The sequence below is a fragment of the Halomonas getboli genome (assembly GCF_023094245.1).
Lineage (GTDB): Bacteria > Pseudomonadota > Gammaproteobacteria > Pseudomonadales > Halomonadaceae > Halomonas > Halomonas getboli.
Window position 1 is genome coordinate 736,757 of the sequence record NZ_JALMEW010000001.1, and the last position, 25,672, is coordinate 762,428.

Consider the following 25,672-nt stretch of genomic DNA (forward strand, 5'->3'; position numbering starts at 1 on the left):
TGGCCGCTTGGCCGCTTGGCCGCTTGGCCGCTTGGCCGCTTGGCCGCTTGGCCGCTTGGCCGCTTGGCCGCTTGGCCGCTTGGCCGCTTGGCCGCTTGGCCGCTTGGCCGCTTGGCCGCTTGGCCGCTTGGCCGCACATCCTTTATCCCTCTCACCTCATCGCCCTATGTCGTCTCCGCTTTCCCATATCCCCGTCCATCTGATCACCGGCTTCCTGGGCAGCGGCAAGAGCACGCTGATCCGGGAGCTGATCGCGCACAAGCCGGCCGGCGAGCGCTGGGCCATCTTCATCAACGAGTTCGGCCGAGTCGGCATCGACCAGGCGCTGTTCGCCGAGCGTGACGACGTGGCGATCCAGGCCCTGCCGGGCGGCTGCCTGTGCTGCCAGCTGTCGACGGTGCTGCAGACCCGCCTGGTCCAGCTGCTGCGTCGCCATCGCCCCGACCGCCTGATCATCGAGCCCTCGGGGCTCGGTCATCCGGCGGGGCTGATCTCACTGTTGAGTGGGGAGGCCTTCCGAGGGGTGCTCGAGCTGCGCGAGGTGGTGGCGCTGCTCGATCCGCGACGCCTGGACGATCCTCGCGCACGTGGCCACGAGACCTTCCGCGATCAGCTGCGCCTGGCCGACGGCGTCGCCTTGACCATGATCGACCGCGTCGAGGCCGCTCAGGTCGATGCGGCGCGGGACTGGCTGGCCAAGGCGCTGCCGGGCGAGCGCTGGGTGGCGGACGTGCTGCACGGTCGGCTGCCGATCGAGCGACTGCTCGAGGCCGGGCAGCATCGGGCGTCTGGGGATCCGGCGTCTCCGATGGCACATCGTGCCCAGGCCGAGGCCCCGGGGCCTCGGCTGGATCTTGACGCCCGTGCTCCGCGCGCCGGCGTGCCGGTGCGCGAGAGCGGCGCCGCGCTGGGCCACGAGAGCCTGGGATGGCGCTGGCATTCCGATGATGTCTTCGACGCCGCGGCGATCTCAGCCTGGTTGAACGCTCTACCGGCGGGTCTGCGGGTCAAGGGCGTACTGCACACGGACACCGGGTGGTACGCGGTGAATCGGGCAAATGGCGAGAGCGGGCTCAGGCCCAGCGAGTGGCGTCGCGACTCGCGGCTGGAGCTGATCGCGGAGGCGGGAAAGATGCCGGACGCCGAGGCGCTCGAGGCGGGGCTCGCGCGCTGTACCCAATAGCCAACACGCAGCCGAAACGGGGTCAGACCCTTCAGCGCCCTTAGGATCGCAGATCCTAAGGGCGCTGAAGGGTCTGACCCCGAGGCATGCTGAGGGCGCGATTCAGCCCTGCAGCGGGAAGTCGCGCAGCGTCGGCGCTTGACCGGCGGCGATTTCGATCTCCCAGCCCTGGTCCGGCTGCCAGTCGCCCAGCACGTAGCGTCGCGCCGGCGTGCCGTCGAGGTCGACCTCGTGGACGGCGGGGCGGTGGGTGTGACCGTGAATCATCGTGGTCACGCCGTGCTCGCGCAGGGCCGCGACCACTTCCTCCGGCGTTACGTCCATGATGTCCTCGGCCTTGTTGGAGTTGGCCTCACCGGACTGGTCGCGCAGCTGCCTGGCCAGCGCGATTCGCTCGGGAATCGGCATCGCCAGGATCTGCGCCTGCCACTGCGGGTCGCGGGCCTTGGCGCGGAAGGCCATGTAGGCCTCGTCCAGGGTGCACAGGCTGTCGCCGTGCATCAGTAGCACCCGCTCGTCGCCGAGCGTGACCACACTGGGGTCGGGCAGCAGGGTGGCGCCGGCGGCCTCGGCGAACCGCTCCCCGAGCAGGAAGTCGCGGTTGCCGTGCATCAGATAGACGGCGGTGCCGGCATCCGAGAGGCGCTTCAGGGCCTCGGCGATGCGCGCGGCGAGGGTGGCGGTGCCGCTGGGGTCGGCGGCGCCGAGGTCCAGCAGGTCATCGCCGATCCAGGCCTCGAAGAAGTCGCCGAGGATATAGAGCGCCTCGGCGCCGATGGCGCGGGTCTCCAGCCAGTTCAGGAAGCCCTCGGTGATGGCCGGGGCGCCGGGATGCAGGTGGAGATCGGAGATCAGCAGGGTCGACATGGCATCTCTCGCGGGCAGCGGATGAAGGAAAGCGCCCCCGCCGGACGGCGAGGGCGCGGGACTCACGGGACCGGGCCTCAGGCCTCGGCGTCGTCCTGCACGTAGGCGCGCTGGATGATCACGTCCTCGGCCGGCACGTCGGCGTGCATGCCGCGGCGGGTGGTGGCCACGCCCTTGATGCGCTCGACCACGTCCATGCCCTCGACGACCTCGCCGAACACGCAGTAGCCCCAGCCCTGCAGGTTCTTGCCGCGATGGTTGAGGAAGTCGTTGTCGGCCACGTTGATGAAGAACTGGGCGCTGGCGGAGTGCGGGTCCTGGGTACGAGCCATGGCCAGGGTGCCGCGGGTGTTGGCCAGGCCGTTGTCGGCCTCGTTCTCGATCGGCGCGCGGGTCTGCTTCTGCTCGAAGTCCAGATCGAAGCCGCCGCCCTGGACCATGAAACCGTCGATGACGCGGTGGAACAGGGTGTTGTCGTAGAAGCCGTCACGCACGTACTGCTCGAAGTTGGCAGCCGTCTTCGGGGCCTGGTCGTGGTTCAGGGCGACATGAATATCGCCGAAATTGGTCTGCAAGATGATCATCACGATGTCCTGTCTTCTCGAAGCGGGATGCCTTGGCGCCATATGGGCACGTGGCGCTATAATAGCCGCTTTGCGTCGATGCGCGAAGCCGTGGTCAGGCCCGCGGCGTCGCGACGACAGGCCCGCGTTCAACCAGAGGTTGCCCAATCAACATGACCAGCGAGACCACCAGCGCGCCGAACTTCATTCGCAACCAGATCAGCGAAGAGATCGAGGCCGGCCGACAGGGGAAGATCGTCACCCGCTTCCCGCCGGAGCCCAACGGCTTCCTGCACATCGGCCATGCCAAATCGATCTGTCTGAATTTCGGGCTCGCCGAGCAGTTCGGTGGCGACTGTCATCTGCGCTTCGACGACACCAATCCGGCGAAGGAAGAGCAGGCCTATATCGACGCCATCAAGGAAGACGTCAGCTGGCTGGGCTATGAGTGGGCCGGCGACGTGCGCTTCGCCTCGGACTACTTCGAAACCCTTTACGAGTGGGCCCAGCACCTGATCCGCGAGGGCAAGGCCTACGTCGACGATCTGTCCCCGGACGAGATGCGCGAGTATCGCGGCACCCTGACCGAGCCCGGCACGCCGAGTCCCTACCGTGAGCGCAGCGTCGAGGAGAACCTCGACCTGCTGGAGCGCATGCGCGTCGGCGAGTTCGCCGAGGGCGAGAAGGTGCTGCGCGCCAAGATCGACATGGCCGCGCCGAACATCAACCTGCGCGACCCGATCCTCTATCGCATCCGCCACGCTTCGCATCACCAGACCGGCGACAAGTGGAAGATCTATCCGTCCTACGACTTCACCCACGGCCAGTCCGATGCCCTGGAAGGCGTGACGCACTCCGTCTGCACCCTGGAGTTCGAGGATCACCGCCCGCTGTACGAGTGGTTCCTGGACAACCTGCCGGTGCCGGCCAAGCCGCGCCAGATCGAGTTCGCGCGGCTGAACCTGAACTACACCCTGACCTCCAAGCGCAAGCTCAAGCTGCTGGTGGACGAGAACATCGTCGACGGCTGGGACGACCCGCGCCTGCCGACCCTGTCCGGCATGCGTCGCCGCGGCTACACCCCAGCCTCGATCCGCAAGTTCTGCGAGATGATCGGCGTGACCCGCGCCGACGGCGGCCTGGTCGATATCGCCATGCTCTACCACGCGATCCGCTCCGACCTCGAGGACAACGCGCCGCGCGCCATGTGCGTGCTCAAGCCGCTCAAGGTGGTGCTGACCAACGTCGCCGAGGACTTCGCGGAGACCTACCAGGTCGCCGGGCACCCAGCCCGCGAGGACATGGGCGTGCGCGAGATCCCGTTCTCCCGCGAGCTGTACATCGACCGCGACGACTTCATGGAAGAGCCGCCGAAGAAGTTCTTCCGCCTGGCGCCGGGTAAGGAAGTGCGGCTGCGCAACTCCTACGTCATCCGCTGCGACGAGGTGATCAAGGACGAGGCCGGCGAGGTCAGCGAACTGCGCTGCTCGGTCGACTTCGACACCCTCGGCAAGAATCCCGAGGGCCGCAAGGTCAAGGGCGTGATCCACTGGGTCAGCGCCGCTCAGGCGGTGCCGATGGAGGTGCGCCTCTACGACAACCTGTTCACCGTCGAGCAGCCGGACAAGGACAAGGACGCCGACTTCCTCGAGCACTTGAACCCCGAGTCGCTGACCGTGGTGCAGGCCATGGGCGAGCCGAGCCTGGCCGACGCCACGCCCGAGAGCCGCTTCCAGTTCGAGCGGGTCGGCTACTTCTGCGCCGACCGCCACGCCTGCCGCGACGGCAAGCTGGTGTTCAACCGCACCGTGGGCCTCAAGGATGGCTGGGCCAAGGCACAGAAGAAGGGCTGACATGCAGATCTACAACACCCTGACGCGTCGCAAGGAAACCTTCACGCCCATCGAGCCGGGCAAGGTGCGCATGTACGTCTGCGGCATGACCGTCTATGACTTCTGCCACCTGGGCCACGCCCGGGTGATGGTGGCCTTCGACGTCATCACCCGCTACCTGCGGGCCCGCGGCTACGACGTCAGCTACGTGCGCAACATCACCGACATCGACGACAAGATCCTCAAGCGGGCGGACGAGAACGGCGAGACCATCGAGGCGCTCACCGACCGCATGATCGATGCCATGCACGAGGACGAAGGCCGCCTCGGCGTGCTGCGCCCGGACGCCGAGCCGCGCGCGACCCAGCACCTCGACGAGATCGTCTCGATGATCCAGACGCTGATCGACAAGGGCTATGCCTATGCGGCGGACAACGGCGACGTCTATTATCGAGTGCGCAAGTTCGAGGGCTACGGCAAGCTCAACAACCGCGACCTGGACGACATGCGCTCCGGCGCCCGGGTCGACGTCGATGAGCACAAGGAAGACCCGCTCGACTTCGTGCTGTGGAAGGCCGCCAAGCCCGGCGAGGTCAACTGGCTCTCGCCCTGGGGCGAGGGGCGTCCCGGCTGGCACATCGAATGCTCGGCGATGTCCACCTGCTGCCTGGGCGAGACCTTCGACATCCACGGCGGCGGGCCGGACCTGACCTTCCCGCACCACGAGAACGAGATCGCCCAGAGCGAGGCCGCCACCGGCAAGCCCTACGTCAACACCTGGATGCACGCCGGGGCGGTGCGCGTGAACCAGGAGAAGATGTCCAAGTCGCTGGGCAACTTCTTCACCATCCGCGACGTGCTCGAGCATCACGACGCCGAGGTGGTGCGCTACCTGCTGGTGTCGAGCCACTATCGCAGCCCGATCAACTATGCGCCGGAGTCGCTGGCCGACGCCCGCAAGTCGCTGGAGCGCTTCTACAATGCTCTGGACGGATTGGCCCTGGACGGCGTCGAGGTGCAGGAAGGCGAGGTCGATGCGCGCTTCGACGAGCGCTTCACCGCGGCCATGGACGACGACTTCAACACCGCCGAGGCGGTGTCGGTGCTGTTCGACCTGGCCCGCGAGCTCAATCGCGCCAAGAAGGAAAGCCCCGAGCAGGCGCCGGCCCTGGCCGCCGAGCTCAGGCGCCTGGGCGGCGTGCTCGGCCTGCTGCAGCAGGCGCCCGCGGCCTTCCTCAAGGGCGCCGGTGCCGGCGAGCTGCCGCTGACCGAGGCCGAGATCGAGGCGAAGATCGCCGAGCGCGCCGAGGCCAAGAAGGCCCGCGACTTCGCCACCGCCGACGGCATCCGCGACGAGCTGGCCGCGCTGGGCATCGTGCTCAAGGACAGCCGCGAGGGCACCGGCTGGGTGTTCGAGGCGCCGGGCGAGTAACGGCGGATTGCGTCAAACCGCGTGGGCGGCGCGTGCTTCGCGAGTCGCCCCTGGTTCGCTGACGGGAGGCATGCCATGCCGCTGAGACCGGAGGAATGCCAGCGCTGCGTTGAATCGCTGCGCCAGGCGCTGCCAGCGCTTCAGGCCGTCTATCTGTTCGGCAGCCAGGCGACCGAGATGTCCCGACACGACAGCGACGTCGACCTGGCCGTTCTCCTGCCTTTGGCCATGGCATCCGACCAGCGCTGGGCGCTGGCGGGAACCCTCGCCAGCCTGCTGGATCGGGACGTCGATCTCGTGGATCTGCGAGACGCCTCGACCGTCATGCAGTATCAGGTGGTCTCGGAAGGTGCGCCGCTGTGGCGTGCCGGCACCGAGGCCGACGAGTTCGAGCTGGCCATATTCAGCGAGTACTGGGACCTCGGTATTAAACGTCGAGTCCTGATGGAAGACATCAAACGGCGGGAAAGTATCTATGGCCGATGACCTGATCGGCTACGCAAAGTGCATGATTCAGCTGGCGTGACCGCTACGTGATGCATCAAGACGCCCGGCCTGTGCCGGGCGTCTTGCGTTGGTGCGGGCCTGTTCTCAGTGCAGTTCCGCGTCCGGCACCTCGTCGACCAGCGCCATGGCCTCGTCCAGGCTGACGGCGACCGCATCCCACGGCAGCGTCGAGCCGGCGAGATGACAGTGATAGAGCGTATCGTCGTCGACGGCGACGCGGTGGATGTCGTTGCCGCGGTTGTCCTGCCACCAGTCGGCGTGGACGTGATGCCAGTCAGGGGTGATCCGTGCGCCCATGTTCATGAGGAACTCCCTCCTTGCTACCCGAGCCATTGGTCTCAGCAGGCCTTCCATATCTTCAGTCGCGGCTCCGTCAGTCCGTGCCAGCGCGCATAGAAATCGAGCCGGCGCTGGGCATTGGAGAGATCCCCGAGGCCGAGGTCCTCGTGCGGTGCGTGGGCGAGGCAGCCGACCTCGACTCGCCCATGGGGGCGGGCGCGGGTTCGGAGAGGGTGCTCGAGGCATTTGCCGCGGCGCATCGGGCGCGCCTGGGGAAGAGGACGTTGCTCAACGGGAGTGTGGGTCAACCGCAGTACCTGGTTCATGTGGCATCCCTCCGAACGGCATGGAACCAAGAGAAGCGACTCGCCGTCGCCGGTCTGGGGGCCATGGGGCGGGCCCTTACCGACATCATAGTTCAGAAACGCTGTTTGTAAATTTGGGTTACAAACGCATGGCTAAAGTCGACGTCGGCCAGGCCGTTAGAGCTTCATGCCGGCGTCACGGCCGGTGGCAGCGGGACGCGATTCGGCCAGGCATCGTCGACGACGAATACGCGATACCAGGGAGAGGACGGGGTACTGCCCAGACACAGCCCCAGCTGCACCGGCGCGCCGCCCTGGGCGAAGTGCAGCCGCAGGCGATGGCCGAGGCTCGACAGCGAGGTCAGCTGCGCTTCGGGGGGCAGCGCTAGCCAATGGGGCTTGCACAGCCAAGCCCCGCGGGTCGTGTCGGGCAGGCTGGCGCGCCAGCGTGGCCAGTCACGCCAGTGGAACCAGTGGCCGCGCAGGTGGTCGGGCGCGGCGTGCCGCGGGGCGGGCAGATCGGCCTGCCAGGGGTAGAACAGCACGCCGGGCATCGCCAGGCGCTGGCGCAGCCGGGTGACCGGGGCGCCCAGCCGTTCGGCCAGCGCCAGGCGCGTCACCGGGCGCTGGGCCAGCGGCAGCTGATGGTGCTCCAGGTGATGGCGCTTGAGCGCCAGGCTGTCCAGGCCGCCGGGGCCGATCCAGCGTGCCTGGTCGTCGTCGGCGCCCGGGCCCTCGGGGAGCCCCAGGTAATACTTGATCGCCACCTCGAGATGCACCGGAACGGGATCCGGCGTTTCGGCGTAGATCAGGTCGAGCTCACCCAGGGTACGGCGCTCCTGGAGCACCGGCAGGTTGTGGGCGAGCAGCCGGGTGTTCGGCGCGGTGTCGAGCAGGAACTGCCACAGGCGCTCGTGATAGTGCCCCATGCGCGCTTCCAGGGCCGAGCCGACGTAGCGCTCCAGCTTGGCGGGGGCGGCGTCCAGGGCGGCGAGGTAGTCGACCAGGGCGGCATCGCTGGCCAGGCCCAGGCAGTGACGATCGGGGCGGCCGGGGGCGTCGAGGCTGAGCAGGTCCGGGGCCTGCAGCAGCCAGGCCAGGTCGCGTACCAGCGGGTGGCGCCAGGGGCGGATGTCATCGCGAAATGGCGGCATGCGGTCTCGCTCCGGGCGTTGAGATGGCGCTCTGACAGCGAAGCTATACAGGTCTTATACTCCAGCATACATTCATTCGGGAAGCGGGTGGTATCCATGCAGCCAGCACTGACACGTCTCGCCGCCATCGCGGCCGGCACCCTGATGACCCTGGGCGCGGCGCAGGCCCAGAACGCCTCCGGAGGGCCGGTGGTGGTCGCCTCCAAGATCGATACCGAGGGCTCGGTGCTCGGGCAACTGATCCTGCAGCGCCTCGAGGCCGGCGGCATTGCGGTGGAGAACCGCCTGCAGCTGGGCGCCACCAGCATCGTGCGCACCGCCCTGACCGCCGGCGAGATCGATCTCTATCCGGAGTACACCGGCAACGGCGCCTTCTTCTTCGACATGGCCGACAGCCCGGTATGGAAGGATGCCGAGCAGGCCTATGAAACCGTCAGGCAGAAAGACCGCGAGCAGAACGACTTGGTGTGGCTGACGCCCGCCGAGGCCAACAACACCTGGGCGATCAGCGTGCGCGGCGACCTGGCCCGCGAGCACGAGCTGACGAGCCTCGAGGACCTGGCCGGCTACCTGAACGATGGCGGCGACTTCAAGCTGGCGGCGAGCGCCGAGTTCGTCGAATCGCCCCAGGCGCTGCCGGCCTTCCAGCAGGCCTACGGCTTCACGCTCTCCGAGAACGAGCTGCTGGTGCTCTCCGGCGGCAATACCGCCGCCACCATGCGCGCCGCCGCCCAGCAGACCAGCGGCGTCAACGCCGCCATGACCTACGGCACGGACGGTGGCCTCAAGGCCCTCGACCTGCAGGTGCTGGACGACACCCTCGGGGTGCAGCCGGTCTACCAGCCGGCGCCGGTGGTGCGCGCCGAGGTGCTCGAGGCGCATCCCGAGATCGAGACGCTGCTGGCGCCGGTGTTCGAGGCGCTGGACCGCGACACCCTGCAGCGCCTCAACGGCGACGTGGCCGTCAACGGCCTGGACCCGGCCAAGGTGGCCGGTGACTTCCTCGACACCCTGGACGAATGAGCCGCGGGGTGAACGAGGAGAAAGGGAACAGGAACGTGCCTCGCCCCAACGTCGTGCTCCTGAGCCTGCTGATGGCGACCCTGGTCGCCTGGTGCGGGCTCGATGCCGTCAGCGTGGCGCCCAATCGCATCGTGCCCGGCCAGGGCCACGCCGCCTGGGACGTGGCCGGCTGGTCGGGCCTTGTGATCGGCCTGGTGCCGATGCTGGCCGTGCTGGCGCTGGCCTGGCGCCCGGATCGGCAGCGGCTGCGCTGGGCCCTGGGCCTGGTGGTGGCGATGCTCGCTGCGCTGCCGGCCTGGCTGGCGCTGGCCGCGGCGCAGCTGGTCGACGCCGATCTGCCCCAGGCGCGCATGGGCGTCGGCGCCGGGGGCTGGGTGGGGCTGTTCCTGCTGCTGCTGGCGTTGATCGAGCTACGCACGCGGTTGTCGCTGTCGCGGCCGCTGGGCTGGTCGCTGCTGCTGGTGCCGCTGGTGAGCCTCGTCGGCTGGCTGACGTTCGGCCTCGAGCCGCTGGCGCTGCGCCAGGAGTTCCTGGCCCGCCGCGACGGCTTCATCGCCGCCATCGCCGAGCATCTGCTGCTGGTCGGCGCCGCCGTCGGCATCAGCCTGGTGCTCGGCGTGGTCCTGGCGCTGGCCATGCGTCGCTGGGCGCGCTGTCGGACGTTCGGCTTCGCGGTGCTCAACTTCCTGCAGACCATTCCCAGCCTGGCGCTGTTCGGCCTGCTGCTGGCGCCGCTGGCCTGGCTGGGCGCCCACGTCGAGTGGCTGGCGGCCCTGGGCGTGAGCGGCATCGGCGCCGCCCCGGCGCTGCTGGCGCTGGTCGGCTACAGCCTGCTGCCGATGGTGCGCAACACCTTCGTGGCCCTCGATGAGGTCGACCCCGGCGTGATCGACGCGGCCCGCGGCATGGGCATGAGCCGCGGCCAGGTGTTCCGTCAGGTGCGTCTGCCGCTGGCCGCGCCGGTGATCCTCGAGGGGGTTCGCATCACCACCGTGCAGGCCATCGGCCTGACCGCCGTGGCTGCGCTGATCGGTGCCGGCGGCCTCGGCACCTTCATCTTTCAGGGACTGGGGCAGGCGGCCATGGACATGGTGCTGCTCGGCGCCCTGCCGATCCTGGTCATGGCGCTGATCGCCGATGCCCTGCTGGGCGCCCTGACCGAGCTCACGCGCCAGGGAGAGGCCACATGATCGAACTCATCGGCGTGTCCAAGCGCTTCGGCGAGACCGCCGCGGTGGACGACATCTCGCTGCGCGTCGAGCGCGGCGAGCTGTGCGTGCTGGTGGGCACCTCCGGGTGCGGCAAGTCGACGACGCTGCGCATGATCAACCGCCTGATCGAGCACAGCGACGGCGAGATCCACATCGACGGCCAGCAGATCCGCGACTTCCGCGAGGAGACCCTGCGCCGTCGCATGGGCTATGCGATCCAGAGCACCGGGCTGTTTCCGCACTGGACGGTAGCGCGCAACATCGGCCTGGTGCCGCGGCTGCTGAAATGGCCTCCCGCACGGATCCGCGAGCGGGTCGAGGAACTGATGGCGATGCTCGGCCTGTCGATGGACGAGTTCGCCGGCAAGTATCCGCGCCAGCTCTCCGGTGGCCAGGCCCAGCGGGTCGGCGTGGCCCGGGCGCTGGCCGCCGACCCCGATATCCTGCTGATGGACGAGCCCTTCGGGGCGCTGGATCCGATCACCCGCGAGACGCTCCAGCAGGAGCTGCGCGAGCTGCAGGCGCGGCTGCAGAAGACCATCGTCTTCGTCACCCACGACATGGACGAGGCGCTGCGGCTGGCCGACCGGCTGGTGGTCATGGACGGCGGCCGCATCCGTCAGCAGGGCCATCCGCTTGAGCTGCTGCGCGAGCCCGCCGACGCTTTCGTCGAATCGCTGCTCGGCGGCGAGGACCGTGGCCTCAAGGAGGCGGCGTTGCTGACCGTCGGCGAGCGGATGATGCCGCTGAGCCCGCGGCTGCTGCCGCGGGAGCGGATCTCCCGCCACGCCACCCTGCGCGAGGCGCTGTCGATGATGCTGTGGCGCCACGCCGAGCGCTTGGCCGTGGTCGACGACGAGGACATGCCGGTGGGCGAGCTGTCGCTGCGCCAGCTGGTGGGGGCGAAGCATCATGAGTGAGGCGGTGAGTCGCCGGGTCTCGCGGGGAGGGACGCGCTGGCTGGTGCCGCTGGCCTGGAGCCTGGTGCTGCTCTCCGCCTGCGTGGGCATGCCCTGGCTCGAGGGGCTGTTCCGGCTGGTCGAGCCGGACAGTCGCAGCGTGATCTATGCCCGGGCCGATTTCCTGACCCTGCTGGGCCGTCATCTGCTGGTGGTGGCCGTCGCGGCGCTGGCCGCGGTGATCATTGGCGTCGGGGCGGCAGTGGCGGTGACGCGCTGCGCCGGTCGCGACTTCCTGCCGCTGGTCGCCCAGCTGGCCTCGATCGGCCAGACCTTCCCGCCGGTGGCGGTGCTGGCGCTGGCGGTGCCGGTGCTGGGCTTCGGCACCCTGCCGATCATCGTCGCGCTGCTGCTCTACGGGCTGCTGCCGATCGTGCGCAACACCCTGGCCGGGCTGGAGGGCGTCGATCCCGGCGTGCGCGAGGCGGCGCGCGGCATGGGCATGACCGGCGGCCAGCTGCTGCGCCAGGTGGAGCTGCCGCTGGCCGCGCCGGTGATCCTGGCCGGCATCCGCACCTCGGTGACCATCAATATCGCCACCGCGGCCATCGGCGCCACCGTGGGGGCGAGCAACCTGGGCGACCCGATCATCTCCGGCATCGTCAACGGCAACACCGCCTACGTGCTGCAGGGCGCGCTGCTGATCGGGCTGCTGGCGCTGACCGTGGACAGCGTCTTCGCCCGACTGCAGCCGGCCGCCGCCTGAGAGCGCTGAAGTGCCGGCGTTGGGAGTCAGCGCCGAGGGCAAGTCTAAGCGGAGCTCCTACGCCATGGATGGCGTCGGGAGCTACAGGGATGTATTTATCGCGTCTCCGCGCAGGCTTGCCCTGGGCCCAGCTTGAACGCGGTCTCGCCGGCGTGTGACTTTCGTCGTGCTATCGAAGGTTTTCAGTTTACGTTAACGTCAGAATCGTGCGTTGATCGACGCCCGGGCGATCCCCTGGCGGTCCGACACAAGAGCGACAACACTGCCCCCAAAAGGGGTAAGGATCACGACGATGACCACGACGCGAGATATTCACGTGCCGGAGTTCCTGGCCGGTGACGAGTTCAGCATTCCCACCTACCGGGTGCTGACCCAGGAAGGCACCCTCTGCGAGGGCGCCGAGGCCCCGACCCTCGAGCGCGACGAGGCCCGGGCCATCTACCGGGCGATGATCGCCACCCGGGTGCTCGACGAGCGCATGATGGCCGCCCAGCGCCAGGGCCGGCTCAGCTTTTATATGCAGTGCACCGGCGAGGAGGCCGCGGTGATCGGCGCCACCGCGGCGCTCGACGAGGCCGACATGATCATGGCCCAGTACCGCGAGCAGGGCGCGCTGGTCTATCGCGGCTTCACCTTCGACGAGTTCATGAATCAGCTGTTCGGCAACGAGCTCGACTACGGCAAGGGCCGTCAGATGCCGATCCACTACGGGTCGCGCAAGCTCCACTACATGACCATCTCCTCGCCGCTGGCGACCCAGATTCCCCAGGCCACCGGCTACGCCTACGGCCAGAAGCTGGCCGGCGAGGGCCAGTGCACCACGGTGTTCTTCGGCGAAGGTGCCGCCTCCGAGGGCGACTTCCATGCCGCCCTGAACATGGCGGCGGTGCACGAGGTGCCGGTGATCTTCTTCTGCCGCAACAACGGCTACGCCATCTCCACGCCGGCCATCGAGCAGTTCGCCGCCGACGGCGTGGCGCCGCGGGCCTTCGGCTATCGCATGCACGTGATCCGCGTCGACGGCAACGACATCCTGGCGGTCCACCGCGCCACCCAGGAGGCCCGGCGCATCGCCGTGGAGCACAACAAGCCGGTGCTGATCGAGGCCATGACCTATCGCCTGGCCGCGCATTCGTCCTCGGACGACCCGTCCGGCTATCGCTCGCGCAAGGAGGAGGAAGCCTGGCGCGAGAAGGACCCGATCCTGCGCATGCAGCGCTGGATGAGCGACCAGGGTTGGTGGAGCGACGACGAGGAGAAGGAGCTGCAGGAGCGGCTGCGCCGCGAGGTGCTGGAAGCCATGAAGCGCGCCGAGAAGCGCCCGCCGCCGACCCTCGATACGCTGGTGACGGATGTCTACGCCGAGGTCACGCCGGCCCTGCAGCAGCAGCTCGATGCCCTCAAGGCGCATATCCGCCGCCATCCGGAGGCCTATCCGAAGGGCGCACGCTTCCTCGACCCCGAGCTGAGCCGCACCGACGACGAGGGAGAGTCCTGAGATGCCGACCATGAATCTGCTGCAGGCGATCAACAACGCCCTGGACATCGCCATGGCCGAGGACGAGAAGGTGCTGTGCTTCGGCGAGGACGTGGGCGGCTTCGGCGGGGTCTTCCGTGCCACCAGCCATCTGCAGGAACGCTACGGCCGGGCGCGCTGCTTCAACACGCCGCTGGTGGAGCAGGGCATCGTCGGCTTCGCCAACGGCCTGGCCGCCCAGGGCTCGGTGCCGGTGGCGGAGATCCAGTTCGCCGACTACATCTTTCCGGCCTTCGACCAGATCGTCAACGAGACCGCCAAGTTCCGCTATCGCTCGGGCGACCTGTTCAACGTCGGCGGGCTGACCATCCGCGCGCCCTACGGCGGCGGCATCTCCGGCGGCCACTATCACTCCCAGTCGCCGGAGGCCTACTTCACCCATACGCCGGGGCTGAAGATCGTGGTGCCGCGCAACCCCTACGAGGCCAAGGGCCTGCTGCTGGCGGCCATCCGCGACCCGGACCCGGTGATCTTCTTCGAGCCCAAGCGGCTCTATCGGGCGTCCACCGGCGAGGTGCCGGAGGAAGACTACCAGCTGCCGCTGGGCGAGGCCGAGGTCACCAAGGAGGGCAGCGACGTCACCCTGGTGGGCTGGGGCGCCCAGATGGAGGTCATCGACAAGGCGGTCGAGCTGGCCGAGAAGGACGGCATCTCCTGCGAGGTGATCGACCTGCGCACACTCTTGCCCTGGGACGCCGACACCGTGGCGGAATCGCTGCTCAAGACCGGCCGGCTGGTGGTGACCCACGAGGCGCCGCAGACCGGCGGCTTCGCCGGCGAGATCGCCGCCACCCTCCAGGAGCGCTGCTTCCTGTACCTGGAATCGCCGATCCTGCGCGTGACCGGCCTGGACACGCCCTTCCCGCTGACGCTGGAGAAGGAGTACCTGCCGGATCACCTCAAGGTCTTCGAGGCCATCCGCGAGAGCGTCCACTACTGAGTCCAGGACAGGAGTAAGCACGATGACCGAGTTCAAGCTGCCCGATATCGGCGAGGGTATCGTGGAGTGTGAAGTCGTCGAGTGGCGGATCGCCGAAGGCGACGCCATCGAGGAGGACCAGCCGGTGGTCGAGGTGATGACCGACAAGGCGCTGGTCGAGATCACCGCCCCCGAGGCCGGGCGCGTCACCAAGCTGCACGTGCCCAAGGGCGAGATCGCCAAGGTACACGCGCCGCTGTTCGCCTATGAGACCGCGGACGATGAGCCGGAAGGCGCCGAGGCATCGGCGCCGGAGGCCGACGACGCAGGAGCGAACCGCGTCGAGACGCCGGTGCCGCAGGCGAGCACCGTGTGCTCCGCCGAGCAGGAGCGCCCCGATCGGGCCGCCTCGAGCCAGGGCCCCCATGGCCGGATTCCGGCCAGCCCCGCAGTGCGCCGCCTGGTGCGCGAGCACGATCTGCGTCTCGAGGACGTGCCCGGCTCCGGCAAGGACGGCCGGGTGCTCAAGGAGGACGTGCTGGCGCTGATCGACGGCGGGCATACGACCGGCGCCGAGCCGTCGGCAGCCGGCGAACGTCGAGGTGAGGGTCAACAAGACATTCGCGTCGAGCCGCTGCGCGGCGTGCGCGCGGCCATGGCCCGCCAGATGGTGGCCGCGGCCTCGACCATCCCGCACTTCCAGTACGGCGAGGAGATCGACGTCACCGAGCTGCTGGCGCTGCGCGAGCGGCTCAAGCCCCGGGCCGAGGCGCGGGAGATCAGGCTGACCCTGATGCCGTTCTTCATGAAGGCCATGGCGCTGGCGATCCGGGACTACCCGCTGCTCAACAGCCGGCTCAACGAGGCGGGCGACGAGATCCACTACCTGCCGTGCTGCAACATCGGCATGGCGGTGGACGGCAGGGCCGGCCTGATGGTGCCCAACGTCAAGGGCGTGGAAGGCCTGAGCCTGCTGGGGGTGGCCGGCGAGATCCAGCGGCTGACCGCAGCGGCGCGGGAAGGGCGCGTGGCCCAGGCGGACCTGCAGGGCGGCACCATCAGCATCTCCAACATCGGCGCCCTGGGCGGCACCTACGCCGCGCCGATCATCAACGCCCCGGAGGCGGCGATCGTCGCCATCGGCAAGAGCCAGTGGCTGCCGCGCTTCGACGAGGCCGGCGAGGTGACCCGCCGGGCGATCATGACCGTGACCTGGGCCGGCGACCACCGCCTGCTCGATGGCGGCACCATCGCGCGCTTCTGCAACGCCTGGAAGGGATATCTCGAGGACCCGGAGACCATGCTGCTCGAGTTGAGCTGAGGATCGCCTCGGGGGAACGATGACCCAGCCGCTGCAGCAGTTCTATATCCCGGAAGACCAGTCGGTCTATCTGCTGAGCCATCACGACGCCCGCAAGCTGCGGGAGTGGGTGGCGCTGTGCCAGGCCCAGCTCGAGCAGCTGGGCTATCGGGAGATCGAGCTGATCGGCAAGGGCGCCTACGGCTTCGTGTTCGCCGGCCTCACCGTCGGCGGCGAGCAGTACGTGTTCAAGTTCACCCGGGTCAACCTGCCCCAGTCGCTGCAGGACCGCCTCGAGGAAGAGGCCTTCATGCTGGAGCAGGTGGCCCATCCCCGGGTGCCGCGGCTGATCGCCTTCCAGCGCGTGCGTCACCAGTCGATCCTGGTGATGCAGCGCGCGCCCGGCGAGAACCTGGAGGAGGTCTCGCTGCGCGAGGGGCGGTTGTCGCCGCGGCGGGTGATGCGCATCGCCGCCCAGCTGGCCGATATCCTGCGCGCCCTGCGCCGCGAGTCCGGCCCCTCCGGCCGCCCCATCGTCCACGGCGACATCAAGCCCTCCAACCTGGTGTTCGACGAGCGCGACGAGAGCGTGGCGCTGATCGACTGGGGCTCCTCGGTATTCGCCCAGCTCGACGCCGAGCTGCAGTTCGTCTCGGCCAACGTCATGGAGCTGATGTCGGACAACCTGCAGCAAACCAACGCCCGCCTGGGCGACGTCTATTTCATCGGCGACGACCAGCTCAACGGCGCGCTGTCTTCGCCGCGCTTCGACGAGCAGGGCGCCGCCGGCACCCTCTATGCGCTGGCCTCTGCCCAGTCGTGTCGCTTCGGCCACCGCGCCATGCCGGCCACCTCGCTCGGCCTGCCCAGGGAGTTCGCGCGCATGCTCGACGGCATGCTCGACCCCGACCCACGCACTCGCATGAAGGCCGGCGACCACTTCCTGCGCGAGATGCCGCGCCTGTCGCGGCTGGTGATGCTCGACCTGCCGAGCCCGCCCGAGGCGCCGCTGGTGCCGGTATGGGCCCGGGCCGCCGACCGCGAGATCGACACCGTGGTCTACAGCTCGCGCAAGGCCTTCCTGCGTGAGGAGGGCGGCCGCGAGACGCTGAACGACGTCAACGACGTGCAGCTCGACCGCTACTACAAGAACTTCATGCAGGGCATGGGCGAGACCGAGAAGGCCTTCCTCGCCGCGGTCAGCCGGCTCGGCAAGTACCCGGTGGTGGGCGGGCTGGCGGTGCGCTGGGAGGCGGACGGCGTCTACATCGACTCCTCGCTGAACCTGCACGACCCCGAGCTCAAGCCGGCCTTCATCGCCGCGGTCAACAACATGGTCAGCCTGGCCCGGGGCATCCACCGCCGCGGCATCTTCAAGAGCTGCCTGTTCAACGCCCGCGATACCCTGCACCTGGAGCGCGAGGGGCCGGATCGCCCCTTCGTGATCCCGCCCGACCTGCGGCTGGCCTATGAGGTCAGCGCGGTGCCGGAGCTCGAGGACCGCTCGCGGCTGCACAGCTACTTCGAGGACGGCCCGGATCCGGAGGAGTTCCTGGTGCTGCCCGAGGCCATCATCGCCTCGCTGGAGGCGCTCAACGAGATCCACCACACCGGCATGATCATCTTCGAGGCGCTGCCCGAGCACCTGAAGATCCATAGCCACTACCGGCTGCTCGACCCGTCCCGGGAGGCCGAATTCCGCCGCCGGCTGGACGACATCCTCGCCGCGGTGGGGCGCATCGAGGGACTCGGCGTCTCGGGCTTCATGAAGATGCCCTACAAGGATACCCGCGTCTTCGCCCACCTGGCCCGCCAGCCGGAGCGCTTCTATCCCCGCGACCCGCGCGCCGCCCTGGCCGCGATGAAAGAGCAGGCCGAGTAAGAAAGGTAACGCCCGAGACGTCGAACCGAACCATGCACAAGCCATGGGGACAGGTCGCAGAGGGGGTTTTTGCCAGGGATGGCAAATGTTAGCGCCCAGGGATGGGTTCACAGCGCCCCTCGAAGACCTGTCGACGTGGCGGCCTGGAGTCGAGGCCGAGACTAACGCCTGTTCATGCCATGAGCTTGTCGCGGCGATCTGGCAAGATAGGCGGCCTTGGAGCGCCTTCTGTTAGCAGGACATCGGGGGCCGGGGGCAAGGCGGAGCGAGGTTCTTTTGACCAGGGACGTCAAAAGAAGCGCCCAGGGACGGGTTCACCGCGTCCTCGCGAAGGCTTGCCCTCGGCGTCGCCCCATATGTTCCGGCGCTCGCGACTGTCAGCAAAGATCAAGGACGCCGCATGGCTCAGCTGTTACGCATCGTGATGATCCACGGTCATCTCGAGGGGGTGGTCGAACTGGATGTCGATGGCCACACCAACATCTGCGGCACCAACGCCTCGGGGAAGACCACCCTGCAGCGCCTGGTGCCGGTCTTCTACGGGGAGCTGCCCAACCGGGTGGTGCCCAAGACCCGACGCAAGTTCGATGCCTTCTACCTGCCGCATCGCAACAGCTACCTGGTCTACGAATATCGCCGCGAGGAAGGCGACGTCTGCCAGGCGGTGCTCACCCGCAAGGGCGAGGGCGGCGTCGAGTATCGCTTCGTCGGCGCGCCCTATCGCCCAGAGGACTATCTGGTCGAGACCGAGGGCGGCGTGGTCGCTCTCGACTACGCCCAGTGGAACCAGGGGCTGCGCCGCCAGGGCACCCCGGTGTCGCACAAGCTCGGCGCCACCTCGGAATACCGCGCGGTGATCCAGAACGACTTCACCCAGCACGGCAGCGGCGGCGGCCGTCGCGAGGGCCTGAAGCTGCGCCAGGTCGCCGCCCGCTTCAGCCTGGTGCGCGCCGGGCGACGCATCCGCCACATGGAGAAGCTGGTCTCGGCGGTGCACGCCAAGGAGGGCAAGATGGACACCCTCAAGACCATGCTGGCGGCGATCTTCGAGGAAGACGGCGTCGAGCTGCCGATGACCCGCATCCGTAACACCAAGGCGCGGGAGTGGATCGCCCGCATGCGCCAGTCGATGCGCCTCGAACCGCTGCAGAAGGCCCTTTCGGACCTGCAGCGCCAGGATCGCGAGCTCGCCGACCTGGAGGCCGGCCTGTGGCAGCTGCGTCCCCAGCTCGAGGCCGACCGCGCTAGCGCCGAGCGCGATCGGGCCGATCTGGAGGCGCAGATCGGCGAGCGCCAGCGCGACTTCCAGGCCCGCGAGCAGGGCTACGAGCAGGCGCGACAGGACGTCAACGACCGCCTCAGCGAGATGGGCAGCGAGCTCGAGCAGACCCGTGCCGAGCTCGATGATCTCCAGCGCCGCTTCGAGGCCTTCGAGGAGGCCGACATGCCCGGCCTGGAGCGGGACCTGAAGGCGCTGCCCCAGTGGCGCGAGCAGCAGCAGGGCCTGCGCGACCACCTCGAGTTCATGCAGCAGGCGGTGCAGGAAAGCAAGGCCCGTCTGGAAGCGCGGCTGGTGGAGCTCGGCGATCAGCTCGAGCGTCGCCGCGACGAGCTCCAGGCCCGGATCGACGCCCTCGGCGAGGAGAAGGACGCCCGCCGCGAGAGCCAGCGCGAGGCCGAGAGCCGCCTCGACGCCGACTACCAGACCCGCCGCCAGGCGCTGGACGGCGACTACCGCGGGCGCCTCGAGCAGCTCACCGCGCGCCTCTCCGAGCTCAAGGCCGAGCTCGCCCACGGCACCCAGACCGAGGACGAGGCTCGCGAGGCCGAGCGGGCCCAGCTGCGCGTCGACGAGGCCAGAAGCGCCCAGGACGCCGTTGCCGCCACCCTCGACGGCCTGCGCGGCGAGCTCGACGGCCACAGGCGCGCCCGCGATGACGCCGAGCGCGAGCTCGACCGGGTCTGCCAGCAGCGTGCCCGGGCCGAGGCCCGTCTCGAGGCGTTGGAGGTACAGCGCGACCCGGCCCAGGGCAGCCTGCGCCACTTCCTGCGCCACCACCGTCCCGGCTGGGAGCAGACCCTGGGCAAGGTGCTGGCGCCGGCGCTGCTCGAACGGCGTGACCTCGCCCCCCAGCTCAACGATGACGCCAGCGACGACCTCCACGGCCTGGCCCTCGATCTGGCGGCCATCGCGCTGCCCGACCATGCCCAGGACGAGGCCGGCCTGCAGGCCGAGATCGCTGCGGCCGAACAGGCGCTGGGCGATGCCCGGGCGGCGGAGCAGGACGCCGAGAAGGCCCTCAAGGCCGGTCACGACAGGGTGCAGGAGGCCGACGCGCGTCTCGAGCGGGCGGGCGGCGAGAAGCGCCGCGCCGCGGAAGAGGTGGACTACGCCCTGCAGGCCCGCAGCCAGTGCCAGCTGCGTCATCAGCAGGCCCAGCAGGAACGTCAGTCGAGCCGACGTCAGGCCCTCGAGGAGCAGGAGGCGGTGCAGCAGGCGCTGCGCGAGGAACGCGATCAGGCGCTGGCGACGCTGGACGAGACCCACCGCGCCCAGCGCATGGAGCTTACCGCCGATCACCAGGGCCAGCTGGACGGCGTCGATCGCCAGATCGAGCAGTATCGCCGCCAGCTCGGCGAGATCCGGGACGACCATCGCCGCCAGCGTGAGGAGCTCGAGGCCGCCTTCGATCGCGAGCTGGCCGACCGCGGCGTCGACCCGGTCAAGGTCCGCGAGACCCGGGCGAAGATCGAGGACCTGGGCCAGCGCATCCACGACACCGAAGCGCGACGCGACGAGCTCGACGCCTACGCTCGCTTCATGCGCCTCTACTGGGGCGAGCGCAAGCCGCGGCTGGTGGCCCGGGAAGCGGAGCTGAGCCAGGCCCAGCAGGCCGCCGAACGCGAGCGCAGGACGCTCAAGGACGCCTTCGACGCCGACCGGGCCGAGCATCGGGCCGCCGTCGGCGAGCTCAAGCGCCGCCGCGAGGCCGCGCAGGCGCTGGTCGAGACCCTGGCGCCGCTGCTCGACACCCTGGAGGGGCTGTCGCTGGCGCCGGCCAGCGAGCCCCGCGGCGAGGCGCCGGGGGACGTCGACGAGCGCATCGAGCGCGCTCGCCAGGCGCTGGCCGACCACGCCCGCGCTCTCGACGCGCTGCGCCGCGGCTGCGAGAGGATCGAGGCGGACCTGATCAAGGGCGCCAGCGCCGACTTCCAGGACACCCTGGAGGCCGAGCGCGCCAAGCTCGAGGACCCCGGCCCGCGCCGCCTGCTGACGGTGCTCGCCGACATGCTGCAGCTGCTCGAGGGGCAACAGCAGCAGCTGCTGCAGGAAGGGCGCAATCTCGGCGACGATCTCGACAAGTTCTTCACCGTGTTCCGCGACCTCAACCGGCGCATCAACGCCCAGAGCCGGCGTCTCTCCGACGAGGTGGCCGACGACCTGAGACTCGAGGGCATCGGCAAGGCCGAGGTGAAGATCCAGTCGACCATCGACGAGCTGGGCTTCTGGGAGCCGCTCAAGCGCTTCGCCCAGCGCTACCGCGAGTGGCGCGACGGCGGCCGCACGCTGCCGGACGACGACTATCTCGACGCCCTGGGCGACGTGGTGGAGCTGTTGCGCAGCGACCAGCAGTACAGCGTCGAGAGCCTGCTGCGCCTGGAGCTGCACCTCAACGAGGGCGGCGCCGACCTGGTGATCAAGAACGACCGCCAGCTGCTGGAGTCCTCCAGCCACGGCATGGCCTACCTGATCCTGTGCAAGTTCCTGCTGGCCTTCACCCGGCTGCTGCGCGGCCCGGCCGAGGTGGCCGTGCACTGGCCCATCGACGAGATCGGCACCCTGGCGTATCACAACGTCGAGAAGCTGTTCGACGCCTGCGACAACAACCGCATCCATATCGTCGGTGCCTTCCCCAACCCGGAATCCGACGTGCTGATGCTGTTCCAGCACCGCTATCTGATCGACCGCGACGAGGCCGCGCCCGACAAGCGCCGGCTCAAGCGCATCGAACCGCGCCTGAGCCGCCTGGCCCAGCGCCTGCAGGACCGCCACAACGACCGTCAGGAGGCATCGGCATGAGCGAGGACATGATGTCAGAGAGTCCGATGACGGAGCGGTCCATGGTCGAGCTGGGCCCGCTGCTCGAGCGCCTGCTGGCCGGCGATTTCCTCTGCGCGGTCAGCGACGACGCGGCCTTCCGCCGCCTGCAGGACGAGGCGACCCGCGAGCGCCTCGACGCCTACCTGCGCCCGCTCAACCGGCGCCTGGCGACCAACGACGAGGGCAGCGTCTATTTCCTGGCCTGGCGCCAGCTCGACGAAGGCGCCCGCGACCAGCTCTCCCGTCAGCTGGCGGAGACCGTCGGCAGCCTGCTGCCGATGCTCGAATGGCTGCAGCTGGTGCAGGAGGCGCTCGGCCGCGACGGCCCGGTGTCGCCCGGCGACGTGCTCAAGCCGGCCGACTTCAGCTCGCGCTGCGAGGACAACCAGGGGCTGCGCGAGCGCCTCGAGCGCCTGGCCACCGATCCGTTCTTCGGCTCCCAGAGCGAGCAGCTCGACGCTCAGATCAAGCAAGTCTTCAAGCGCCTGCGCGAGCGCGGCTACCTGCGTCAGCCCCACGCCGACCGCCACTATTTCATTGCCACCGCCAAGATCGACTATCTGATCGAGCTGGTGCGCTTCATCCGCGACGAGGAGCAGCTGCCCGTCGACGACCAGGCCCCGGAGGCCCAGGAGCGGCTGCTGTGAGTACGAGCGACTCGGATGCCCTGGACAACCGCCTGCTCGGCACCGGCGCCGAGCGGCTGGCGCTGCTCGGCAAGCACGCCGAGGCGCTGATGGCCGGCTACGTGCGCGACGAGGTGCCGCTGGAGGGCCTGTCTACCACCGCGCTGAATCGACTGCTGTCGGCGCGCATCCTGTGGCGGCCCGACGAGCAGGCCGGCGTCAAGCTCGCGCCCAAGGTGCGCGAGCTGATCGCCGAGATGCTGGCCGACGAGACCCGCCGCCACGTCAACGCCGATGTGGCCGAGACGCTGGAGCTGATGCGCGGCCTGGTGCAGAGCTATCGCGAGGCCCGCGACGGCGCCGAGTACTGGCGTCAGGAACAGCAGCTGCTGCGCCTGCGCCAGGCGGTGGACGACCTCGACGGCCGCTTCGCCGACGCCATCGACAGCCTGTGGCGGCGCCTCAACAGTGACTTCGGCTTCGTCAGCCGGCTGGCCGACAAGATCCGCGAGAACGACCGCGCGCAGAAGCAGATCGTGCGACTGCTCGACGGCCTGGCGCTGATCGACTTCGACGAGCTGATCGATCTGGTGGGCGCCGACGGAGCGCTGCGCAAGCTGCTGGTCAGCCAGCTCCAGCATCGCCTGAGCCAGCACTACACCAGCCTGCGCGAGGTGCAGCGGCGGCTGATCGAGCTGATGGCGCGCTTCCGCCAGCAGCAGTCGCGCAGCCGCCTGGTGGCCGGCATGGCGGCCTTCCTGCGCGAGCATCCCGGCTTCGTGCCCGGCAACTATGCCCGGCGCAGCGAGGTGCCGGCGCTGGTCAACCGCGCCGCCCCGCTGACCGCCGCCGGCGCGGTGGCGCTCGATCATGCCCCGGATGCCCGGGTCGTCACCGAGCTGCTGCACGACCTGCCGCGGCCCGCCGCGGCGCCGGAGCCCGTCGCCGCCGCCGTGGCCGTCGAGCGTCACGAGGATTCACTGGTCGCCGCCCGCCAGCAGGCACTGAGGGAAGACGTCGAGCGCTTCTACCTGTCGGTGGTCGAGGGTGACGGCGCGCCGCAGAGCGCGCTCGAGTACCTCGAGGCGGGCGAGCTCGACTGGGGCGAGGAGATCTGGCTGTTCCAGGTGCTGGCCGAGTTCCAGGGCCTGCCGCGCCGCGAGCAGGCCGCCTTCCGGCTGCGCCAGCGGGAGAGCCGGGCGGCCGCCTTCAACGATGTGCGGCTGATCCATGATGTCAGCCTTCAGCTCGCTCCCGCGCGTGCGGAGCGCGCATGACGGCGCTCTCGGCGTCGGCGCGGCGGGTGCTGCGCGACGCGGCCGGCAAGCTGCGCCTCGAGCCGTACGTCGACAAGACGCGGGGCAAGGCGGTGGCGGAGATCGTCGCCTGGTGCCGGGGCTGGGACATCGAGCCCGGGGCGCGCCTGAATCGTGTCCGGCTGCGACTCGATCGCGAGCTGCTGGAGGCCATCGACGCCGAGCTCGAGGTGCAGGGGCAGCCGCCGCTGGTGGCCGAGCTGAGCGGGCTGACCACCGCCGAACAGGCCGAGCATGGCCAGCAGGAAGCGAAGAGCGTGCGCGAGGCGCCGCGGGAATCGCGGGTACTGGTCAGCCTGCCGGCTGGTGCATCCCGTCCGGGCATCGCCAGCGGGGTGAGGGAATGCCTGGATGTCGACTGGCGTACCATCACGCTCGACGCCTTCGACGCGCTGGTGCAGGTCGAGAACCTCGACAGCTTCTACGCCTTCACGGCCCATCTCCCGGCGTTGTCGGCGTATCAAAGGCCGCTGGTGGTCTATCGCGGCGACCGCCACTACGGCGGCGGCTTCGCCCGGCTGGCCGGGGCCTGGTCGGCTTCCGGCCGGCCGCATGCCTACGCCGGCGACTTCGACCTCAAGGGGCTCGATATCGCGCTCGCAAGCGGTGCGACCGAGCTGCTGCTGCCGCCGCTGGTGTGGCTACGGCAGCATGCCACGGCCGCTCATGTGCCGGCGAGCCAGGAGCCGTATCGGGAGTGGCTGCGGCGGCATCGCGCTACGCTGCCCGAGACCCATCCGCTGCGCGGGTATCTCGCGCTGCTGCTCGACGAGCAGCGCGGGCTGAAGCAGCAGTGGTTCATGGCGCCGTGCGTGACGCTGGCCCTTCGCGGCCCGGCCTAGGCGGCCCTGCCACGTGCTCGCCCCGGCGCCGACTCAGGCGCCCAGGCCGCTCTCGCGCAGCAGCTGGTCGATGCTGCGCTCGGCGCGGCGTAGACCGGCACCTTCGATCATCAGCTCGCTTTCCAGATTGGCGAGGCCTTCGGCCACCAGGCGCTCGAGCAGTTCCTGTCGGGGCAGGCCGCAGCGCTCGGCGAGGCGCTCCAGGCGCAGCGACTGGTCGCGGGTCAGGTGCAGCAGATGCGGAAGGGGCATGGCGGATCCTCCTGAGTGGATACTCGGAGTCTCTCACCGGGCCATGACAGGCCCATGACGGAAAACGACATCGGCGTTGCGAATTCGGCCTCGATGGCGGATACCCCGCCGCGGCTCACGCGGCTCACGACAAGCCGCGGCGCTCCATCACGTCGACGATGATCGGCACCGGCGTCATCAGATGCTCGCGCATCATGGCCCGGGCGCGCTCGGTGTCGCGGGCCAGGATGGCGTCGACCAGGGCGGCGTGCTCCTGGCGCTTGCGCTCCAGGGCCTCGTCGGAGAACACCGTCTCCTGCAGCCACAGATGACGGTAGCGCTCGACCTGGTCGAACAGGCTCTGGCGCAACTGCATCAGATGCGGCGAGCCGCAGCCGGCGGCGATGGCGGTGTGGAAGGCCTTGTGGCGGCTGTCCCAGACGTCGAGCATCTCCTCGGCATTGTGCACCTCCATCACCTTGGCCAGGGTATGGGCCTTGGCCAGCACGTCGGCCTCCCAGGCGTCGTCGCCACGCTCGATGGCCAGCTCCAGCACCAGGCCTTCCAGCTGGGCGCGGGCGTCGTAGAGGTCGGCCAGCTCCTCGCGCGACATCGGCGCGACCCGGTAGCCGCGCTGGCTGATCGCCACCACCAGCCGTTCGGCCACCAGCTGTGACAGCGCCTCGCGCAGCGGGCCGATGCCGAGGTCGTAGCGTTCCTTCAGCCGGCTCATCAGCAGCTTCTCCCCGGGCGGATAGAGGCCGCGGATGATGTCCTGCTTGAGCCAGCGGTAGGCGCTGATGCCGAGGTTCTGTCGGGGCGTGCTGTCCATGGTGCTGCCGTTCCCTGTGATGGCCGGTCATGATACCCGATCGAGGCGGCCGCCGAGAATCCGC

At 69.3% G+C, this 25,672-nt stretch carries 23 protein-coding genes; 16 read left to right on the forward strand and 7 right to left on the reverse strand.

What is annotated here, in order from left to right; genetic code table 11:
- Positions 1-166: 166 nt before the first annotated feature.
- Positions 167-1,183, forward strand: coding sequence for a CobW family GTP-binding protein (locus MYL53_RS03550; protein WP_247852038.1), 1,017 nt, complete (start codon positions 167-169; stop codon positions 1,181-1,183).
- Positions 1,184-1,285: 102 nt separating this feature from the next.
- Here MYL53_RS03550 and MYL53_RS03555 read toward each other — a convergent pair whose 3' ends face one another.
- Both MYL53_RS03555 and MYL53_RS03560 read right to left on the reverse strand, forming a co-directional pair.
- On the reverse strand, positions 1,286-2,050 hold the full coding sequence (locus tag MYL53_RS03555) for a UDP-2,3-diacylglucosamine diphosphatase (protein ID WP_247852039.1): 765 nt from the start codon (positions 2,048-2,050) through the stop codon (positions 1,286-1,288).
- Between the two features lie 77 nt (positions 2,051-2,127).
- The gene (locus MYL53_RS03560) at positions 2,128-2,634 is read right to left on the reverse strand and encodes a peptidylprolyl isomerase (RefSeq protein ID WP_247852040.1); all 507 of its coding nucleotides are present in this window, start codon (positions 2,632-2,634) and stop codon (positions 2,128-2,130) included.
- Positions 2,635-2,786: 152 nt separating this feature from the next.
- Here MYL53_RS03560 and MYL53_RS03565 point away from each other — a divergent pair, with 152 nt between their 5' ends.
- The 3 genes from MYL53_RS03565 (at position 2,787) to mntA (ending at position 6,363) form a co-directional block, all read left to right on the forward strand.
- Complete coding sequence (locus MYL53_RS03565) at positions 2,787-4,466, forward strand: glutamine--tRNA ligase/YqeY domain fusion protein (protein WP_247852041.1); 1,680 nt, start codon at positions 2,787-2,789, stop codon at positions 4,464-4,466.
- Position 4,467: 1 nt separating this feature from the next.
- Positions 4,468-5,877, forward strand: coding sequence for a cysteine--tRNA ligase (gene cysS / locus MYL53_RS03570; protein ID WP_247852042.1), 1,410 nt, complete (start codon positions 4,468-4,470; stop codon positions 5,875-5,877).
- 75 nt (positions 5,878-5,952) lie between these two features.
- On the forward strand, positions 5,953-6,363 hold the full coding sequence (gene mntA / locus MYL53_RS03575) for a type VII toxin-antitoxin system MntA family adenylyltransferase antitoxin (protein ID WP_247852043.1): 411 nt from the start codon (positions 5,953-5,955) through the stop codon (positions 6,361-6,363).
- A gap of 105 nt (positions 6,364-6,468) precedes the next feature.
- Here mntA and MYL53_RS03580 read toward each other — a convergent pair whose 3' ends face one another.
- The 3 genes from MYL53_RS03580 to MYL53_RS03590 form a co-directional block, all read right to left on the reverse strand.
- A complete protein-coding gene (locus tag MYL53_RS03580) occupies positions 6,469-6,687 on the reverse strand; it encodes a hypothetical protein (RefSeq protein ID WP_247852044.1) in 219 nt (72 codons plus the stop codon).
- A 35-nt stretch (positions 6,688-6,722) separates the two neighbouring features.
- Positions 6,723-6,989 carry a hypothetical protein gene (locus MYL53_RS03585; protein WP_247852045.1) on the reverse strand — a complete coding sequence of 89 codons (267 nt, stop codon included), beginning with the start codon at positions 6,987-6,989 and terminating at the stop codon, positions 6,723-6,725.
- 164 nt (positions 6,990-7,153) lie between these two features.
- A complete protein-coding gene (locus MYL53_RS03590; protein ID WP_247852046.1) occupies positions 7,154-8,122 on the reverse strand; it encodes a DUF1853 family protein in 969 nt (322 codons plus the stop codon).
- 96 nt (positions 8,123-8,218) lie between these two features.
- Here MYL53_RS03590 and osmF point away from each other — a divergent pair, with 96 nt between their 5' ends.
- The 12 genes from osmF (at position 8,219) to MYL53_RS03650 (ending at position 24,545) form a co-directional block, all read left to right on the forward strand.
- Positions 8,219-9,145, forward strand: coding sequence for a glycine betaine ABC transporter substrate-binding protein OsmF (osmF, locus tag MYL53_RS03595; protein WP_282103364.1), 927 nt, complete (start codon positions 8,219-8,221; stop codon positions 9,143-9,145).
- Complete coding sequence (locus tag MYL53_RS03600; RefSeq protein WP_247852047.1) at positions 9,142-10,335, forward strand: ABC transporter permease; 1,194 nt, start codon at positions 9,142-9,144, stop codon at positions 10,333-10,335. The genes osmF and MYL53_RS03600 overlap by 4 nt, the downstream gene beginning before the upstream one ends.
- The gene (locus MYL53_RS03605; protein WP_247852048.1) at positions 10,332-11,276 is read left to right on the forward strand and encodes an ABC transporter ATP-binding protein; all 945 of its coding nucleotides are present in this window, start codon (positions 10,332-10,334) and stop codon (positions 11,274-11,276) included. The genes MYL53_RS03600 and MYL53_RS03605 overlap by 4 nt, the downstream gene beginning before the upstream one ends.
- Complete coding sequence (locus tag MYL53_RS03610) at positions 11,269-12,021, forward strand: ABC transporter permease (RefSeq protein ID WP_247852049.1); 753 nt, start codon at positions 11,269-11,271, stop codon at positions 12,019-12,021. The genes MYL53_RS03605 and MYL53_RS03610 overlap by 8 nt, the downstream gene beginning before the upstream one ends.
- 292 nt (positions 12,022-12,313) lie before the next feature.
- On the forward strand, positions 12,314-13,519 hold the full coding sequence (locus tag MYL53_RS03615) for a thiamine pyrophosphate-dependent dehydrogenase E1 component subunit alpha (RefSeq protein WP_247852050.1): 1,206 nt from the start codon (positions 12,314-12,316) through the stop codon (positions 13,517-13,519).
- A gap of 1 nt (position 13,520) precedes the next feature.
- Positions 13,521-14,498, forward strand: a complete 978-nt coding sequence (locus MYL53_RS03620; RefSeq protein WP_247852051.1) for an alpha-ketoacid dehydrogenase subunit beta — start codon at positions 13,521-13,523, stop codon at positions 14,496-14,498.
- Between the two features lie 22 nt (positions 14,499-14,520).
- A complete protein-coding gene (locus MYL53_RS03625) occupies positions 14,521-15,798 on the forward strand; it encodes a 2-oxo acid dehydrogenase subunit E2 (protein WP_247852052.1) in 1,278 nt (425 codons plus the stop codon).
- Positions 15,799-15,817: 19 nt separating this feature from the next.
- Positions 15,818-17,659, forward strand: coding sequence for a protein kinase domain-containing protein (locus MYL53_RS03630; protein ID WP_247852053.1), 1,842 nt, complete (start codon positions 15,818-15,820; stop codon positions 17,657-17,659).
- A 400-nt stretch (positions 17,660-18,059) separates the two neighbouring features.
- Entirely contained in the window at positions 18,060-21,740 is a 3,681-nt protein-coding gene (locus MYL53_RS03635) for an ATP-binding protein (RefSeq protein ID WP_247852054.1), read from the forward strand.
- A gap of 41 nt (positions 21,741-21,781) precedes the next feature.
- On the forward strand, positions 21,782-22,408 hold the full coding sequence (locus MYL53_RS03640) for a condensin complex protein MksE (protein ID WP_345740353.1): 627 nt from the start codon (positions 21,782-21,784) through the stop codon (positions 22,406-22,408).
- Entirely contained in the window at positions 22,405-23,664 is a 1,260-nt protein-coding gene (locus MYL53_RS03645; RefSeq protein WP_247852056.1) for a hypothetical protein, read from the forward strand. Before MYL53_RS03640 ends, MYL53_RS03645 begins: the two co-directional genes overlap by 4 nt.
- Positions 23,661-24,545, forward strand: a complete 885-nt coding sequence (locus tag MYL53_RS03650; RefSeq protein ID WP_247852057.1) for a DUF7281 domain-containing protein — start codon at positions 23,661-23,663, stop codon at positions 24,543-24,545. The genes MYL53_RS03645 and MYL53_RS03650 overlap by 4 nt, the downstream gene beginning before the upstream one ends.
- Before the next feature lie 33 nt (positions 24,546-24,578).
- Here the strand turns inward: MYL53_RS03650 and MYL53_RS03655 are convergent, their stop codons facing one another.
- Both MYL53_RS03655 and csiR read right to left on the reverse strand, forming a co-directional pair.
- Complete coding sequence (locus tag MYL53_RS03655; protein WP_247852058.1) at positions 24,579-24,797, reverse strand: hypothetical protein; 219 nt, start codon at positions 24,795-24,797, stop codon at positions 24,579-24,581.
- Positions 24,798-24,921: 124 nt separating this feature from the next.
- Complete coding sequence (gene csiR, locus MYL53_RS03660; RefSeq protein WP_247852059.1) at positions 24,922-25,608, reverse strand: DNA-binding transcriptional regulator CsiR; 687 nt, start codon at positions 25,606-25,608, stop codon at positions 24,922-24,924.
- Positions 25,609-25,672 lie beyond the last annotated feature (64 nt).

Coding starts and splice junctions, on each gene's coding strand:
- MYL53_RS03550 (WP_247852038.1), top strand. CDS start 167: ATGTCGTCTCCGCTTTCCCATATCCCCGTCCATCTGATCACCGGCTTC.
- MYL53_RS03555 (WP_247852039.1), bottom strand. CDS start 2,050: ATGTCGACCCTGCTGATCTCCGATCTCCACCTGCATCCCGGCGCCCCG.
- MYL53_RS03560 (WP_247852040.1), bottom strand. CDS start 2,634: ATGATCATCTTGCAGACCAATTTCGGCGATATTCATGTCGCCCTGAAC.
- MYL53_RS03565 (WP_247852041.1), top strand. CDS start 2,787: ATGACCAGCGAGACCACCAGCGCGCCGAACTTCATTCGCAACCAGATC.
- cysS (WP_247852042.1), top strand. CDS start 4,468: ATGCAGATCTACAACACCCTGACGCGTCGCAAGGAAACCTTCACGCCC.
- mntA (WP_247852043.1), top strand. CDS start 5,953: ATGCCGCTGAGACCGGAGGAATGCCAGCGCTGCGTTGAATCGCTGCGC.
- MYL53_RS03580 (WP_247852044.1), bottom strand. CDS start 6,687: ATGAACATGGGCGCACGGATCACCCCTGACTGGCATCACGTCCACGCC.
- MYL53_RS03585 (WP_247852045.1), bottom strand. CDS start 6,989: ATGAACCAGGTACTGCGGTTGACCCACACTCCCGTTGAGCAACGTCCT.
- MYL53_RS03590 (WP_247852046.1), bottom strand. CDS start 8,122: ATGCCGCCATTTCGCGATGACATCCGCCCCTGGCGCCACCCGCTGGTA.
- osmF (WP_282103364.1), top strand. CDS start 8,219: ATGCAGCCAGCACTGACACGTCTCGCCGCCATCGCGGCCGGCACCCTG.
- MYL53_RS03600 (WP_247852047.1), top strand. CDS start 9,142: ATGAGCCGCGGGGTGAACGAGGAGAAAGGGAACAGGAACGTGCCTCGC.
- MYL53_RS03605 (WP_247852048.1), top strand. CDS start 10,332: ATGATCGAACTCATCGGCGTGTCCAAGCGCTTCGGCGAGACCGCCGCG.
- MYL53_RS03610 (WP_247852049.1), top strand. CDS start 11,269: ATGAGTGAGGCGGTGAGTCGCCGGGTCTCGCGGGGAGGGACGCGCTGG.
- MYL53_RS03615 (WP_247852050.1), top strand. CDS start 12,314: ATGACCACGACGCGAGATATTCACGTGCCGGAGTTCCTGGCCGGTGAC.
- MYL53_RS03620 (WP_247852051.1), top strand. CDS start 13,521: ATGCCGACCATGAATCTGCTGCAGGCGATCAACAACGCCCTGGACATC.
- MYL53_RS03625 (WP_247852052.1), top strand. CDS start 14,521: ATGACCGAGTTCAAGCTGCCCGATATCGGCGAGGGTATCGTGGAGTGT.
- MYL53_RS03630 (WP_247852053.1), top strand. CDS start 15,818: ATGACCCAGCCGCTGCAGCAGTTCTATATCCCGGAAGACCAGTCGGTC.
- MYL53_RS03635 (WP_247852054.1), top strand. CDS start 18,060: ATGGCTCAGCTGTTACGCATCGTGATGATCCACGGTCATCTCGAGGGG.
- MYL53_RS03640 (WP_345740353.1), top strand. CDS start 21,782: ATGGTCGAGCTGGGCCCGCTGCTCGAGCGCCTGCTGGCCGGCGATTTC.
- MYL53_RS03650 (WP_247852057.1), top strand. CDS start 23,661: ATGACGGCGCTCTCGGCGTCGGCGCGGCGGGTGCTGCGCGACGCGGCC.
- MYL53_RS03655 (WP_247852058.1), bottom strand. CDS start 24,797: ATGCCCCTTCCGCATCTGCTGCACCTGACCCGCGACCAGTCGCTGCGC.
- csiR (WP_247852059.1), bottom strand. CDS start 25,608: ATGGACAGCACGCCCCGACAGAACCTCGGCATCAGCGCCTACCGCTGG.